The 14,271-nt window shown below is 70.7% G+C and carries 12 protein-coding genes and 1 pseudogene; 6 read left to right on the top strand and 7 right to left on the bottom strand.

The annotated features are described in order from the left end of the window. Positions 1-105: 105 nt before the first annotated feature. Positions 106-520 (top strand): annotated as a pseudogene (locus ACOTKD_RS01975) (Crp/Fnr family transcriptional regulator). Between the two features lie 90 nt (positions 521-610). Here the strand turns inward: ACOTKD_RS01975 and ACOTKD_RS01970 are convergent. The 3 genes from ACOTKD_RS01970 to ppsA form a co-directional block, all read right to left on the bottom strand. After that, positions 611-1,045, bottom strand: coding sequence for a CBS domain-containing protein (locus ACOTKD_RS01970; protein WP_424887053.1), 435 nt, complete (start codon positions 1,043-1,045; stop codon positions 611-613). A 516-nt stretch (positions 1,046-1,561) separates the two neighbouring features. Further along, positions 1,562-2,260 carry a pyridoxamine 5'-phosphate oxidase family protein gene (locus ACOTKD_RS01965; protein WP_424887052.1) on the bottom strand — a complete coding sequence of 233 codons (699 nt, stop codon included), beginning with the start codon at positions 2,258-2,260 and terminating at the stop codon, positions 1,562-1,564. Between the two features lie 196 nt (positions 2,261-2,456). After that, on the bottom strand, positions 2,457-4,826 hold the full coding sequence (gene ppsA, locus ACOTKD_RS01960; protein WP_424887051.1) for a phosphoenolpyruvate synthase: 2,370 nt from the start codon (positions 4,824-4,826) through the stop codon (positions 2,457-2,459). Positions 4,827-5,373: 547 nt separating this feature from the next. Between ppsA and ACOTKD_RS01955 the strand changes: the two genes are divergently transcribed. Both ACOTKD_RS01955 and ACOTKD_RS01950 read left to right on the top strand, forming a co-directional pair. After that, positions 5,374-5,970 (top strand): DUF305 domain-containing protein, encoded by a 597-nt coding sequence (locus ACOTKD_RS01955; protein WP_424887050.1) that lies wholly within the window; start codon positions 5,374-5,376, stop codon positions 5,968-5,970. A gap of 517 nt (positions 5,971-6,487) precedes the next feature. Further along, complete coding sequence (locus ACOTKD_RS01950) at positions 6,488-7,843, top strand: phthiocerol/phthiodiolone dimycocerosyl transferase family protein (protein ID WP_424887049.1); 1,356 nt, start codon at positions 6,488-6,490, stop codon at positions 7,841-7,843. 227 nt (positions 7,844-8,070) lie between these two features. Here the strand turns inward: ACOTKD_RS01950 and ACOTKD_RS01945 are convergent, their stop codons facing one another. Continuing rightward, the gene (locus ACOTKD_RS01945) at positions 8,071-9,276 is read right to left on the bottom strand and encodes a cytochrome P450 (protein WP_424887048.1); all 1,206 of its coding nucleotides are present in this window, start codon (positions 9,274-9,276) and stop codon (positions 8,071-8,073) included. A gap of 202 nt (positions 9,277-9,478) precedes the next feature. Here ACOTKD_RS01945 and ACOTKD_RS01940 point away from each other — a divergent pair, with 202 nt between their 5' ends. Further along, a complete protein-coding gene (locus tag ACOTKD_RS01940; RefSeq protein WP_424887047.1) occupies positions 9,479-10,153 on the top strand; it encodes a helix-turn-helix domain-containing protein in 675 nt (224 codons plus the stop codon). A 153-nt stretch (positions 10,154-10,306) separates the two neighbouring features. Here the strand turns inward: ACOTKD_RS01940 and ACOTKD_RS01935 are convergent, their stop codons facing one another. Beyond that, positions 10,307-10,777, bottom strand: coding sequence for an Lrp/AsnC family transcriptional regulator (locus tag ACOTKD_RS01935; protein WP_424887046.1), 471 nt, complete (start codon positions 10,775-10,777; stop codon positions 10,307-10,309). Positions 10,778-10,872: 95 nt separating this feature from the next. Here ACOTKD_RS01935 and ACOTKD_RS01930 point away from each other — a divergent pair, with 95 nt between their 5' ends. Continuing rightward, entirely contained in the window at positions 10,873-11,739 is an 867-nt protein-coding gene (locus tag ACOTKD_RS01930) for an LLM class flavin-dependent oxidoreductase (protein ID WP_424887045.1), read from the top strand. A 10-nt stretch (positions 11,740-11,749) separates the two neighbouring features. Beyond that, positions 11,750-12,178 (top strand): nucleoside deaminase, encoded by a 429-nt coding sequence (locus ACOTKD_RS01925; RefSeq protein ID WP_424887044.1) that lies wholly within the window; start codon positions 11,750-11,752, stop codon positions 12,176-12,178. Between the two features lie 413 nt (positions 12,179-12,591). Here the strand turns inward: ACOTKD_RS01925 and ACOTKD_RS01920 are convergent, their stop codons facing one another. Then, positions 12,592-13,341 carry a hypothetical protein gene (locus ACOTKD_RS01920; RefSeq protein WP_424887043.1) on the bottom strand — a complete coding sequence of 250 codons (750 nt, stop codon included), beginning with the start codon at positions 13,339-13,341 and terminating at the stop codon, positions 12,592-12,594. Between the two features lie 657 nt (positions 13,342-13,998). Further along, on the bottom strand, positions 13,999-14,271 hold a 273-nt coding region (locus ACOTKD_RS01915; protein WP_424887042.1), incomplete at its 5' end, for a hypothetical protein.

The following is a 14,271-nucleotide window of genomic DNA, read 5'->3' as shown; positions in this document are numbered from 1 at the left end:
CGACAGGCATAGGCCGAACAGTCCCACCTGGACTTTTCGTCCGCCGACGGGCCGCGGGCCCATGGCGTGGGGTCTTCTCCGACGGGCCGTTCCGCCCCGACCGAAATGATGTCCCTCGCCCGCGAGGTGTCGTTCCCCCTGGGCGCGCGCCTCTTCGAGGAGGGCACAGGCGCCGGCCGCTTCTGGGTCGTCCGTGGTCGTCCGCGCCGGCTCGGTCGACCTCGACCTTCATGTCCCCGGCCGTCGGCCCGCTGTCGTGGACGTGGTGGGTCCCGGAGAACTCCTGGGCTGGTCGTGGCTGTGCCGCCCCACACGTGGCACCTGGGTGCCGAGGCCACCAGCCCCGTGCGTGCCCGGGAGTTCGGCGCCGAGGCCGTCATCGAACTCTGCGGCGAAGGACCCGGCGCTCGACCACGCGCTGCTCGTCTATGTCGTCGAGGTCATCGGCCGCAGGCTGAGGTCCGCCCGCACCTGCCTGCTCGACCTCTACAGCCCGTCCGGCAGCGGAGAGCCACCGTGACGGCCGGGCCTTCCCGCATCCTGCGGCGCTGCTCCTGGTGGCCGGCCTCTCAGTTTCGGCGCACCGCTCAAGGAGAAGTCCTGGGGGCGATCACCGGGTGCCGAAGGGGTTCGGCGTCTTGCGGACCGCGTTGACCACCTCGGCCAGTGCCCCCAGCTCGACGGACAGGTACGAGAACAGATCGTCGAAGGAGACCATGCCCACGAGCCTTCCCTTGTCCACCACGGGCAGATGGCGGGCCTTGATCGACCGCATGGCGTGCAGCGCGGCCGCGACAGGAGTGTCGAGTTCCACGGTGACCGGGTCGCCCGACATGACGTCCTCGACTCTCAGCGCGGGCGACAGCCCGTGGGCCATCGCCCGTACGACCAGGTCCCGATCGGTGATCACCCCGATGACGCCGTCGTCCTGCACCACAGGCAGCGCTCCGACCCCGGCATCGGCCATGTGCCGGGCCGTCTCCGCCAAAGAGGCGTCCGGGGGCACACAGGCGGGCGGCGAGCTCATGGCGTACTTGATCTCCATGCCCGATCCTCGTCTTCCTGCGGAAACAACCGGAGCCCACCGCGGGGCGCGCGGGACGTCCGCTTGCAGACGCCTACCACCTTGGGAGAACACGGCTCGACATGCCACTCGGGATGTCCGGATGTCTCTCCCGGGAACGGATGGCGGCGCCTGATCCGATTGCTGCCTGATCCGATTGCCTGAGACGTCCGGGAAGGGGCAGGACAGGATCCTGGGCCGTCGCCCGGGATCGCTGCCCGCCCGGGTACCGGGACGGTCCGCCGCTGCGACATGGCGGGGCCGGCGGGCGGGTCACTGCCGGTGAGCCTGCGGCCGCACGGGGCGGCACACACGGGCGGCCGCCGGTTGCTCCGGGATCCACGTCGTGGACGTATCGGGCGGCCCGGACTCGCAGGCGGCTTCGGCGCAGGACGATCCTGCAGTCCGCCATCCGGCGGTGCGCGGGCGGGCACACGCCGCCCGGAGTTCCCGCGCTCCGACCTGCCGAGGTCCGTCCGGCACGTGCCCGACGCGCGGTCACCGGGACGGTGGAGCCCCGCGAGCGTGGGTGGCCCGCCCCGAGATCCGGGTGATGTGAATGCGCACCCACACGTTCCGGGAACCGCCCGCCCATGGGAGAGGGTTCGCCTCTTCCTCCAGGCGCCGCACGGTCCCGGGATCGTCGATCAGCTCGGCGGTGCCGCTGAGAAGGACACTCCATCCTTCTCCGAGGGCGTAGTCGATGCTGTCCACTTCCAGTGCCACCGGCTCACCACCGACTTTGGCGAGGACGCTGCCGGCGGCCGTGCGGTAGACGACCTCGTTCTCGACGGTCTGGAAATTGACGGGAACCGCCTCGGGTCCCACGGGGGTGGAGAACACCACGCGTCCGACGCCGGCGGCGGAGAGCCGCTCCCAGCACTCCCCGGCCGGAAGCTCTTCCAGAGTGGGAGGAGCGGCGTTCGCCCCGGCATTTCCGGGCGGCAGACCGGCATCGGCACCCAGCAGGTAGGCAACGGAGGTCCGGAGCGTGTCGGCCAGCCGGGTGAGCGCGTCCGCCTGAAGGACGGCAGGACGCGTTTCCACGTACTCGAAGTATCCGGGTGCCAGCCCGCCCCGGGCGGCCGCCTCCTCCCGTGTGAGCCCCAGCTCCCGGCGGCGTTGAGCCACACGCCGCCCGATGTCACCAGGGTGTGCGGGACCGGTGCTGGAGGCTCCCTCTTGCGGGGTACCCATGACGACTCCATCCTCTTGATCACCCGGGTCGTTCCGGCGGGCGGATTCGATGCCCGCCGGCCGGCGGGCTGCGTCTCCGGCGTGTCAGACGGGCGTGAGGCGGTCGACCTCCTTCGTCACGTCGTCGATCCGTACCTCCCAGTGCCTCGGTGGCAGCCGCGACGCTTCCCCGGCGGGTTGTCGGCGACGACCGGCATCACTGCTGTTCGGCCGCTGCCACGTGCTGCTTGACGGTGACGAAGCTGTCCGGAGCCACAGAGATGGAATCGATGCCGGCGCCGACGAGGAACGCGGCGAACGAGGGGTCGTCACTCGGGCGCTGGCCGCACAGCCCGACCGGCCGGCCCGCGTCGTGGGCGGCGGTGACGAGGTTCTCGATGCTGCGGGTCACCGCCGGGTTCGTCTCGTCGAACAGGGCGGCCAGTTCCGTCGAGTCGCGGTCGATTCCGAGCGTGAGCTGTGTGAGGTCATTGCTGCCGATGGAGAAGCCGTCGAAGCGTTCGGCGAACTCCCGGGCCAGGATGACGTTGGCCGGGATCTCCGCCATCACGTAGACCCGCAGGCCGTACCGGTCTCGTTCGAGGCCCTCCTGCGCCATGACCTCCAGGACCCGGTCGGCCTCGTTCGTGCTGCGGCAGAACGGGATCATCACCACGGTGTTCGTGAGCCCGAACTCCTCGCGCACGCGCCGGACGGCGCGGCACTCGAGGGCGAAGCCGTCGCGGTAACCGTCGCTGTAGTAACGGCTGGCGCCGCGCCATCCGATCATCGGGTTGGCTTCGGCCGGCTCGAACGGTGTGCCGCCGACGAGCTTGGCGTACTCGTTGGTCTTGAAGTCGCTGGTGCGCAGGATCACCGGCGCCGGCCGGCGCGAGGCGGCGATCGTGGCCACTCCCCGGGCCAGCCGGTCGACGAAGTACTCGGCGGGATCGGGATACCCCTCGGTGAGCCGGTCGACGGCGCGGCGGTCCTCGTGCGTCAGCCGCTCGGGGTGGACCAGCGCCATCGGGTGCACCTTGACCTGGTGGGCCACCATGAACTCCATACGGGCCAGGCCCACGCCGTCCGCGGGCAGTTGCCACCAGCGGAAGGCGGCATCGGGGTCGGCGAGGTTCAGCATGACCTTGGTCCTGGTCCGTGGCAGTCCCGCCAGATCGACTTCCGACTCCTCGAAGCCGACCCGGCCGGCGTAGACGTGCCCTTGCGACCCTTCGGCGCACGAGACCGTGACGGACCGGCCGTCGGTCAGCACGGTCGTGGCGTCGCCGGTGCCGACCACCGCCGGCACGCCCAGCTCGCGGCTGACGATGGCGGCGTGAGAGGTGCGCCCGCCGTGGTCGGTGACGATCGCGGCGGCCCGTTTCATCAGCGGCTCCCAGTCCGGGTCGGTGACCGTCGTGACGAGCACCGACCCGGCGGGGAAACGCTCCAGCTCCACCGGGCTCCCCAGTGCGCACACGGGACCGGCACCCACCGCGTCCCCGACCGCGATGCCGGTGGCGAGCCGTTCGCCGGATCCGGTGAGACGGTACCGTCGCAGGACGGTGTTGCTGCTGCGGGAGCGTACGGTCTCCGGCCGGGCCTGGACCACGAAGATCTCCCCGGTGCGGCCGTCCTTGGCCCACTCCAGGTCCATCGGTGTCCCGTAGTGCTCCTCGACGGCTACGGCCCACCCGGCGAGGGCTCGCACCTCGCCGTCTGCGAGCACGCGTGACGCCCGCTCGGCCTCGGTGGTCCCGACGGTGTGCGTGAGCCCGCCCTCCGCGTAGACGACCTTGCCCCGCTTGGCACCGACGGCCACCCGGATCACCGGGTTGAGCGCCGGATCGCCGAGCAGCGGTTTGAAGACCACGTACTCGTCGGGGTCCACCTGCCCGCTCACCACGCTCTCGCCCAGACCCCAGGCGGCGCTGATGACGACGGCGTCCGGGAAGCCCGTCTCGGTGTCGAGGGTGAACACCACCCCGGCTCCGCCGAGATCGGAGCGGACCATCAGCTGCACGCCGACCGACAAGGCCACCGAGAGCTGGTCGAAGCGCATCCGTTCCCGGTAGTCGATCGCCCGGTCGGTGAACAGCGACGCGTAACAGCGATGGCAGGCGTCCAGCAGCGCCTTTGGCCCGCGTACGTTGAGGAACGTTTCCTGCTGGCCGGCGAAACTCGCCTCCGGAAGGTCCTCGGCCGTCGCACTGCTGCGCACGGCCACGTCGGGACGGGTACGCCCGGCCTCGTGAGCGAGCCGGGCGTACGCCTTGGTGATCTCGTTCTCCAGCGCGGCCGGCAGAGGTGTCGCGATGACGTCGGCACGGATCGCGGCCCCCACCTGAGCGAGTGGGGCACCGTCGTGCAATGCGGACACGTGGCGGGCGATCCGGTCGCCCAGTCCCTCCGTGCCCAGCAGTTCGCGGAAGGCGTCGGCGGTGGTGGCGAACCCGTCGGGCACCTTGACGCCGGCCGGAGCCAGATGGGCGATCAGCTCGCCGAGCGAGGCGTTCTTGCCGCCCACCAGACCCACGTCGGCCCGGCCCAGCTCGGCGAACGGAATGACGCGTCGGATCGGGGACACCGCTGCCTCCCTGCTGTGCGCCGGAGGGATCCGATGGGCCTGGTGCGCCGGGCGGCCCCGGGCGGGCGGCTGCATGGTCCGGAGAGGCTCCATCCGATTCCCGCGGATCCTGATCACGCGGTGCACGGCCGTCAGCAGTTCCCGCCGTCAACAGTTCCCCCGGCCCCCACGGGGTCCCATCCGCCATCTCCATCACACCACGTACTCGGGCGCCCTGCAGGGCCGGACACCCCTGCTCCGGGGCCGACCGGCCCTTTGGGCCGCAGCTGGTCACCGCGCCGCGCCTCGCGGTGACCAGCAGGCCACCGTGGGCGAGGCCGCGCTGTGGCCTCGATGCGCGTGTGGCGGTGTCCGCCCGTGCCGGCGGTGCAGCCGCGGCCTCCGAAGGCGGATGTCCGGTCCCGGAGCGGCGCGGTGCCCGGCTTTCCGCTGCCACATCCGTTAGGTATGTCCTGAACGTACGCGGTATTCCCTCCAGGAGGACGGCCGGATGAGCATGGCTCGGGGCCTGCGGCGGCGCGTCCTGATGACGGCGGCCGTACCGGTCATGGCACTCGTGCTGGTCGGCTGCGGAGGCAAAAGCGGCTCCGGCCGTCCGCCGTCCACCGCGCAGGCTTCGGTGACCGGCCCGGCCGCAACCTCGGCCTCGCCGTCCGTTCCGGCCGGGCAGCACAACCAGGCCGACGTCGCCTTCGCCCAGGGCATGATCCCGCATCACCGGCAGGCGATCGTGATGTCGGAGATGGCCGAGGCCCACGCTTCCTCCGGCGATGTGAAAGCCCTGGCCGAGAAGATCAAGAAGGCGCAGGCTCCTGAGATCGACACCATGACGGCCTGGCTGAACGCCTGGGGCGAGCCGGTGCCTCGGGGCATGAGCGGCACGGGTCACGGCAGCCCTGCCGGCATGCCCGGCATGATGACCGACCGGCAGATGGACGACCTGCGCGGAACCACCGGCTCGGCCTTCGACCGGATGTTCCTGACCATGATGATCGCTCACCACCAGGGCGCGATCGACATGGCCGGCACCGAGAAGAAAGAAGGGCAGTACGGTCCGGCCGAACGGCTGGCCGACAGCATCATCACCTCCCAGACCGCCGAGATCGCGCAGATGCGCACGATGCTCGGGTCGGGTAGCCCATGAGACCGGTCGCCGTTGCGACGCCGGACGGAAGGCGCCGGCCCGGCGTCGTTCCGCGGCAGGTACCGCACCTGCGCCCGGGGTCGGCATCGGCAACGCCGTGCAGGAGGTGTGAGCCGTGCAGGACGCCAGGAAGGCGGCGAACAGTTCGGTCGGCGTGGGGCTTTCGTCGCACCTGACGTCGCCGGGCGGCTGGTCGGTCACGAGGCGGTGACCACGAAGGCTGATCGTGTGTGTCGCCCGCGTCGAGGGCGAGGTGTTCGGCGACGGTCCGTGGGCGTGACGTGGGTGCGGACCGTAGTACGGGTTTGATCAGCATCCAGGCGCGGGCAGTGCCCATGAGCACGTCGTCACTCTCGCCGAGGTGGTCCTCGGGCGTGCACCCGTTGCCCCCCTCACCCCAGGGGTGCCAGGTCCACCCTGGAGCGGTACCTGGCCCCATTCTCCCGCCCGGCACGGGCCGGAAGGGTGGTGGGCGTCGCCGCAGCCGGGCGGCGAGACCTCAGCCACGGAGTCCGAGATGACCGCGCAGCGTGCCCTTTCCCCCTTCGAGACCAGCTACTTCAGCGCGTCGGCGCGGTTCGGGAGCGTTCCGGTTGCCGGCATGCCCCTGTTCATCGGGTCGGCCGTGCGCGGCACCGTGGACGCCGGCTTGCTGCGGCGCGCCCTGGCCGGACTCGCGGCCGTGCATCCGCTACTGCGCTGCCGGGTGGTCGCGGAGGGAGGCAGCATGGGCGGAGGGGCTCTGGCGTTCCGGCTGCAGGAGGACTTCCGCCCGGAGCTCGACGTCACCGACGTCACTGGCGTCACCGAGGGCGGCGAGGAGGCGTACTTCCGGCTGATCAACTCCCCGCAGGACTGGGCATCCGGGCTGTTCCGGGGACATCTGCTGCGCGACGGATGGTCGAGCCGGGTGGTGCTCGTGGTCCACCACGGGATCGCCGACGGCCGGTCCGCCTTCGCGCTGCTCGACGAGATGTGGCGGCGCTACACCGCGCTGGCTTCCGGCACCGCTCTGCCTGCCCCGGTCGAGTGCCGGCTGCCGGACGCGGTGGACACCCGGCTCGCCTCCGTCGTGACCGACGCCGAGGTCACCGAGTTCCTCGACCTGCTGGCCCGGGCCGCCGCCGGCGGACCGGAGCCCGCCACGCTGAGACCGGACGGCGACGGGACGGCCGACGACTCGCTGGGCCGCTTCGCGCTGGACCGCATCGAGCTCGACACCGCGACCACCGAGGCGCTCGTCGCCACCGCTCGCGCGCACGGGCTGACCGTCAACGGCCTGCTCTGCGGGGCCGTGCTCGCCGCGGTCCGGGCACGGCTGGCACCCGAGGCGGGCGCGCTGCCGATGATCTGCGGCAACGCCGCGGACCTGCGCTCCTCGCTCCGGCCCGAGCTGCCTGCGAGCACCGTGCTCAACTGCGCCTCCGGACTCGGCACGATGCTGGCGGTGGACGCCGGCGCGGATCCCGTCGCCCTCGGCCGCGAGGTCTGCGCCGATGTCCGTGGTGCCCTCGCCCGGCGCGACCCCGCGCGCTTCCTTCTCGCTGCGCAGCGGGTCCGCAGCGCGCAGGAGGCGGCCGCCCTTCGCGCTCAGCCGACGATCGCCGTCTCCAACGTCGGCCGGATACCCCGTCACCCGACGCCCGCAGGGCTGAGCGTCGTCCGCGACGAGGTGTACGCGATGGCGGAGGGGATGCCGCCGAAGCTGACCGCGTTCACCTACGACGGGAGGCTGACCGTACAGGTCGAGTACGACACCGCTGTGCACGGCCGGGCGCGGATGCGGCGGCTGGGCCGGGATCTGGAGGCGGCGCTGCGGAAGGTTGCCCTTGCCTTCACCCGGGAACCGGCCGTATCCGGCCCCCGCGTTTAGCCGGGGCCGCGGTCCGCCGACGGTTGCGGTGGCCGTGGCGCGAGCCCGGGAGCCCTGCGCCCGACGCCGGCTTGGGGGCGGACCGTCGGCGGAGGGCGCGAGGCGGGTGCGATCGCCGCAGGTGAGCAACCACAGGTGAGCAACCGCAGGTGCGTAACCACAGTGGTGGCGGGCGACCGTAGCCGGCCTGGAACCGCAGCCGGCCCGGACCCGATACCGGCTCGCGGTCACACGTCCCAGGTGACCGGAAGGCTCTTCACCCCGTAGATGTCCGCGGTCTCCGGGCGCAGGGCAATCTGCTCGGCCGGTACCGCCAGGCGCAGCGTGGGGAAGCGGTTGAGCAGCGCGGGGAAGGCGACCCGCATCTCGACGCGGGCCAGTTGCTGCCCCAGGCACTGGTGGATGCCGTGACCGAAGGCCAGGTGCCCGCCGTCCTGCCTGCGGAGGTCGAGCACGTGAGGATCGGTGAAGCGCTCGGGATCGCGGTTGGCGGTGTTGTACGACAGGATCACCGGCGAGCCGGCCTTGATGATCCGGCCACCCAGCTCGACGTCCTCCAGCGCCGTCCTCATGAACGTCTTGGCGACACTCAGATACCGCAGCAGTTCCTCCACGGCCTGATCGGTGAGCGCGGGATCGGCGCGCAGCGCGGCGAGTTGTTCGGGGTGCTGCAGCAGTGCGAAGGTGCCGAGAGCCAGCGTGTTCGCGGTGGTGTCGAACCCGGCCGCGAGCAGAATCAGGCTGATCCCCTTCAGCTCCTCATCGGTCAGATCGGTGTCGGTGAGGTCGCTGAGCACGTCGTCGGTGGGATGCGCGCGCTTGGCGGCCACCAGCTCCGCGAGGTAGTCCTGGGTCGCGGTGTAGGCCGCCATCAGGTCCTCGTCGTTCGTCTCGCCGTTCATGAACGACTCGACCTGTTCCTGGAAGGAGCCGCGGTCCTCGTACGGCACCCCCAGCAGCTCGCAGATCATGATGGCGGGGATGGGCTTGGCGAACGCGGTCACCAGGTCGGCCGGCGGGCCGGCCTTCTCCATGGCGTCCAGGTGCTCGGTGGTGATCTGCTCGACGCGCTCGGTGAGCAGTCGCATCCGCCGTGCGGTGAACTTGCCCACCAGCGGCTTCCGGTAGCGGCTGTGCTGGGGCTCGTCCATGAGGAGGAACTCGCCGGGCGGTGCCGGAGGGGCCTCCATGTCGCCGTAGTCGATGGTCGGGTGGAGCATGAGTTCCCTGCGTGAGCTGAACCGCGAGTCGGCCAGGACCGAGCGGACCAAGTCATATCCGGTGATCAGCCAGCCGGGCTTTCCGCCGGGGAAGGTGTAGCTGCTGATGGGGCCGTGCCGGCGGGCGTCTATCAGCTCTGCCGGCGGGTCGAAGGGACAGCCGGGCTGACGAGCCGTCGGCATCGTCGTAACGGTGTGCAGGGACTCACCCATGACCATTCCTCATTTCCGTGACGGTACGCGATATCGCGATAGTGCGTGTTTGGCTCAACTCGAAAGCTACGTTGCATTCATGGAAGCGTCAATCGATGTGAGGGCGTATCTGCAGGTCAATGGCGGGAATTTGATGCAATGACGCTGAGGTCGAACGCAATGGTGCGTTGCAATGGATGGCGGCGAAGGCAATACTGACGGCATGCCAGGAGGACGTTTGACCCAGCAGGAACGCCAGCGCATAGCGGCCGGACTCGCCGACGGGCTCCCCTACGCCGAGATCGCCAGACGGCTCGAACGGCCGACCTCGACGATCAGCCGGGAGGTCGGACGCAACGGCGGCCCCAGCGGCTACCGGCCCCAGCACGCCCACCGGGCGACAGCCCAGCGGGCGCGGCGTGGCACGCCGTCACCCCCACGCGCGACCGGAGTGCCGGGCGGAGCGAGGGAAGAGGAGATCGTCGAGATGGCGGTCAGGTCGGGGCTGCCGAGGATGATGGCGCGCGTGCACCTCGACCTGTTGCTGTCCGAAGACGGCAAGCGCACCGCAGCCGAGCTGACCCGCAGACTGAAGGTCAGCCCGGCCTCCGTCTCCGTGGCCGTGAACTACCTGGTCCAGCACGGGTATGTCCGGCGCGAGCACGATCCGCAACGGCGTCGCGACATCTACGTGGTCGACGACGACGCCTGGTACCGATCGATCGTGATCAGCTCACGGCAGACGCTGGAGGCGGCGCAGGTCGCGATGGCGGCGGCGCGGACATCCGGGCTGGACACTCCCGTGGGACAGCGGCTGGCCAAGGTGGGGACGTTCCTGGAGCGGGTCACCCTGGACATGGTGGAGTCGACCGACCGCTGGCGAGCCCTCCTGGCGTAATGGGTTGGTCTCAGTCGAACCGCCTCGGGAACCGGCTGACCCGTTCCTGTTCTTCGTCGCCGCCCCGATCCTCCCGGGTACTTGGGGCGATCGCCGCTGCTGGGCGCCGGGCCGGGTCCCGCCGATGGAGTGGCGTCCGCGCCACGTCAGCGCCTACCTGACGGTGTTCACCCGAGGTACCCCCGGGCCGCGCAACGGGAGCGTCCGGCTGAGAACGAGGTTGGTGGTGGTGCTCCCGAACTCGGCCAGCTCGTCGACGATCTCCTCCAAGTGGGCCGTCGACGTGGCTGCCACCTTCATGACGTAGCAGTCGTCTCCGGTGGTGCGCAGGCACTCCAGGATCTCCGGGCGCTCCTCCAGCAGCCGACGCAGCGGCTCGTGCCGGGTTCCCGGTCCCGGGTACTTGAGCCGGACCACCGCCATGACGGGGTAACCGGTCCGCTCCGGATTCACCTCCGCGCGGTACCCCGTGATCACCTCGGCCTCCTCGAGCCGGCGCACCCGCTCCTTGGTCGCCGACGCGCTCAGGTTCACCCGCCGCGCCAGCTCGGTGAACGGGATCCGGCCCTCCCGTTGGACTTCCGTCAGGATCGCCCAGTCCGTCACGTCGAGACTCTCGGTCATACGCCCATTCTACGGGCGGATCCACGGCTGAACCGCCTCTGAACAGGCGGGAATCCCTTCTGACGACCCATACGTCCTGCCTAGGGTTGGGCCCTATGAAGATCGGAGTGAACGTCCCCAATTTCGGCCCGGGCACTGACCCCGGAGTGCTGCGAAGCTGGGCTCGGACCGTGGAGGGCCTGGGCTTCGACCTACTGATGCTCTCGGACCACATAGCCATGACACCGGATGTCGCCGAGCGCTATCCGGCACCCTTCTACGAGCCCTTCACCACCTTGTCCTGGCTGGCCGGCCTCACCACCCGTATCCAGCTCGGCACGACGGTCCTCATCGCTCCCTACCGGCACCCGCTGCTCACCGCCCGAATGGCGGCCAATCTGAATGAGCTGAGCGGCGGCCGGCTGGTCCTCGGCGTGGGAGTGGGCTGGGCGCGGCAGGAGTTCACTGCCCTCGGCATCCCGTTCTCACAGCGCGGACAGCTGACCGACGGCCATCTGCGGGACATCCGAGCCGCCTGGAAGGACACCGCCTCGTACGGAATCCGCCGGATCCCGGTGTGGGTCGGCGGCAACAGCGACGCGGGGCTGCGCCGGGCCGTACGGTTCGGAGACGCATGGCATCCGCTGCGCCCCACCGTGCCGTGGCTGCGCGAAGCCGCAGGCAGGCTGGAGACGTACGCGGAGGAGCAACACTTGCCCGTGCCCGCCCTGGCTCCCCGCATCGCCCTGCGACTCACCAAGGAACCGGTCGACGGAGCGGGACGGCTCGCCGGTGAGGGCACCATCGACCAGATCATGGACGACCTCGACCAACTGCGGCAGCTGGGCGCCAAGTCCGTCGTCCTCGACACCTACCCGGGCGACCCCCGCGCGACATGTCACCCGCAGGCGGCCTGGCAGGCCCTCGCCACCGTGGCCGCGCACCTTCTCCCGCCCGGCACCCCACCCCACCCCGCACCGTGATGGAGCAGTCATGACCACATCCGACGACCACACCCTCCTCCGACAGGCCATCTCTCTCGCGGCCGAGGCGCGCGCGAGCGGCAACCCGCCCTTTGGATCTCTGCTGGCGGGACCGGACGGGACGATCCTGGCCGAGGAGCACAACACCACCGTCACCGACAACGACATCACCGCGCACCCGGAACTCAAATTGGCGAGGTGGGCCGCAAGAGAACTCGACGCGCAGACGGCGGCAGGCACCACGATGTACACCAGCTGCCAGCCGTGCGGGATGTGCGAGGCCGTCATCCAATGGGCAGGGTTGCGGCGAGTGGTGTTCGCCCTGTCCAACGAACAGCTCCTGGCCATCAGGCCGGGCAGCAGCCGACCGCCCGTGCCGCAGGACGGCCCCGCGCTGCTCGACGAGGTACGGGCGGCGGTCGAGCCCTACTATCGCTGACCGCCGGGCCCAGGGCGGAGCCCGCCACCAGCGGAACGCATCTGGGTACGCTCGTCCCTCCAAAGGATCCACACCGTGTGCCCCCGGTGCCGTTGTCCAGGTCGCTGCGTCACGAGACGGCCTGGGGCACCATTCCGCGACGGGCCGGGCCGCCACCGCCGTGACGACCACATCGCACTCCTGATGATCGCTCAGCATGGGGTCCACCCTGCACCATGCCGCCAGTGAGGGGCACAACGGGCGCGGTACGCCTCGAAACCGCTGTCGAACTGGGCGGGGCCCGGCGAGCGGCGGCCTGATCCCGGGGGAGGCCGCCTCGGCCGGCGAGAGCGGTCGCCAGGCAGTCCTCCTGGGCCCCGCGCTGCACCGCGCCGGGCGCCCGGCAGGAGTGCCTGGTGATCGTGATGATGGGATCAGGCGGTGTGCGCGGCGGCCGCGGTCAGCTTCTCAGCGGCCTTGGCCAGGGCCTTGGAGAAGGCTTCTTTGCCTCGGTCGCCATGGGCACCGTAGTTGTTCAGGACCGTGGTGACGGCTCCGTGACTGCGGATGGTGCCCATATCGAAGTCCATCTGCGTGTCGCCGGCGACGATCCTCACGGTGTAGGTGATGGATTCATCGCCGTGCTTCTGCTGTTCCGCGGTCTTCTTCACGGTGACCGTCGCCTTCTTGCCGTTCTGCTTGCCGGTGAAGGCCGCGCACTTCTCGACGGCGTTGCGCAGCCCGGCCATGGCTTTCTCCGCCTGAGCACGTGGGTAGCCGCTGACGTCCTGGGCGAGCAGGTTCTGATCGCTCCCTTGCTTGGTGAAGATCCGCTCGTGGTTAGCCTTGTAATCCTCTTCCAGGCGCCCGCTGTTGAGGACGCTGGTGATCGGAGCGCACTCGGGCTTGGCGCCGGTGACGGCGTCCTCTTCCGCGCCCTGCGACTTGTCCATGCTCACGTTGGCCTCGACCTTCCAGCCGGCAGGCAGATCCTCGACGGCGACGAGGGCCTGCTCGGCCTGCGCGGCGGTGATATAGGCGGGGACCGGCGGGCCAGCGGTGGCCTTGCCCTTCTTGGCCTCAGAGCCGGAGCCGGAACTGGCGTCGCTGTTGCAGGCGGACAGGAGCAGCAGCGACGAGGCGGCCAGCGCTGCGAGCGCAACCCGGCGAGGATGAGCGTGCACGAAGGGTCCTTTCGATTACATATCCGAACGATCGTCATACTGTTGCATAGGCCACTGACAACAGGCTCGGGCGAGATGCGTCAGGCTGCCCCAAGTGACCAGAGCGCACCCTCGTGCACGCCCCCCAGCCCGCTTGCGGCGCAGCGGTGACCGGCATAGGCGTGCCGGCCCCGGCCGGCCAGGACAGACGGAAGGCGGCCAGGGCCCGGGCGGGTCCTGCTCCGGTGGACGGCCGGGATCGCCGACGTTTCCACAATCGCTCCGCTGGACATCCTCACCTCCGGCCCCGGCCTGGCACCCGACGACCTCACCGGCTACGCATCGTGCTGCGCCCCGGGCTGCGCACCAAGTGACGTGGGTCGTGCGGAGCGGGGAGAGGGATGCCCTGCAGAGCAGCCGGCCCTTGGCTTCGGCCTTCCAGTGTCTTGAGGCTTCGGCACGAGGCGGCCTGCCCGGCCGGCATACGAAGGGACCGGGTGGGTTGCGGTAGCTCCCCTGGAAGCTGACATTGCGCTGCCGTCTTGCGTACGGGCCGGGAGGAGGGTGCCGACTGTTGCCCTGCCGGACGCCGGCCGGCCCCGCCCCGGCCGAGGAGCACGGCCTGCGGTGGCGGCCTGACCACTCGGGCCCGCCCGAGGACTGGATGACCTGGTCGTGTCAGCGGTCGCCGAACCGGTGCACCGATGCGCTCGGCTGCGGCGGCGACGAGCCATTCGCCGGCGTGCCCAGGTGCTGCCTGCCGGGTCGGGCCGGGGCCTCCCGGACCCGGGCGTCCATCAGCTCCCAGCGCGCCGCCGCGGCGGCCGGCTCGGCCGGCGGGCCGCGTGAGCGGGCACACAGCTCCCGCACACAGCGTCCAGAACTGTCGACGGCGCCCACCCTTCGGGCGCCGTCGTCACCCTGGGGCGGGCGCCCGGCGGTGTGGGTGGT

Source organism: Streptomyces sp. XH2, assembly GCF_049725035.1.
Classification (GTDB): Bacteria; Actinomycetota; Actinomycetes; order Streptomycetales; family Streptomycetaceae; genus Streptomyces; species Streptomyces roseoverticillatus.
The sequence above is the reverse complement of the archived record's forward strand: the minus strand, read 5'-3'. Positions and strand labels throughout refer to the sequence as shown.

Bases quoted from the DNA above. Each gene is read 5' to 3' on its own strand.
- ACOTKD_RS01970 (WP_424887053.1), bottom strand. From the start codon at position 1,045: ATGGAGATCAAGTACGCCATGAGCTCGCCGCCCGCCTGTGTGCCCCCG.
- ACOTKD_RS01965 (WP_424887052.1), bottom strand. From the start codon at position 2,260: ATGGGTACCCCGCAAGAGGGAGCCTCCAGCACCGGTCCCGCACACCCT.
- ACOTKD_RS01955 (WP_424887050.1), top strand. From the start codon at position 5,374: ATGGCACTCGTGCTGGTCGGCTGCGGAGGCAAAAGCGGCTCCGGCCGT.
- ACOTKD_RS01950 (WP_424887049.1), top strand. From the start codon at position 6,488: ATGACCGCGCAGCGTGCCCTTTCCCCCTTCGAGACCAGCTACTTCAGC.
- ACOTKD_RS01945 (WP_424887048.1), bottom strand. From the start codon at position 9,276: ATGGGTGAGTCCCTGCACACCGTTACGACGATGCCGACGGCTCGTCAG.
- ACOTKD_RS01940 (WP_424887047.1), top strand. From the start codon at position 9,479: ATGCCAGGAGGACGTTTGACCCAGCAGGAACGCCAGCGCATAGCGGCC.
- ACOTKD_RS01935 (WP_424887046.1), bottom strand. From the start codon at position 10,777: ATGACCGAGAGTCTCGACGTGACGGACTGGGCGATCCTGACGGAAGTC.
- ACOTKD_RS01930 (WP_424887045.1), top strand. From the start codon at position 10,873: ATGAAGATCGGAGTGAACGTCCCCAATTTCGGCCCGGGCACTGACCCC.
- ACOTKD_RS01925 (WP_424887044.1), top strand. From the start codon at position 11,750: ATGACCACATCCGACGACCACACCCTCCTCCGACAGGCCATCTCTCTC.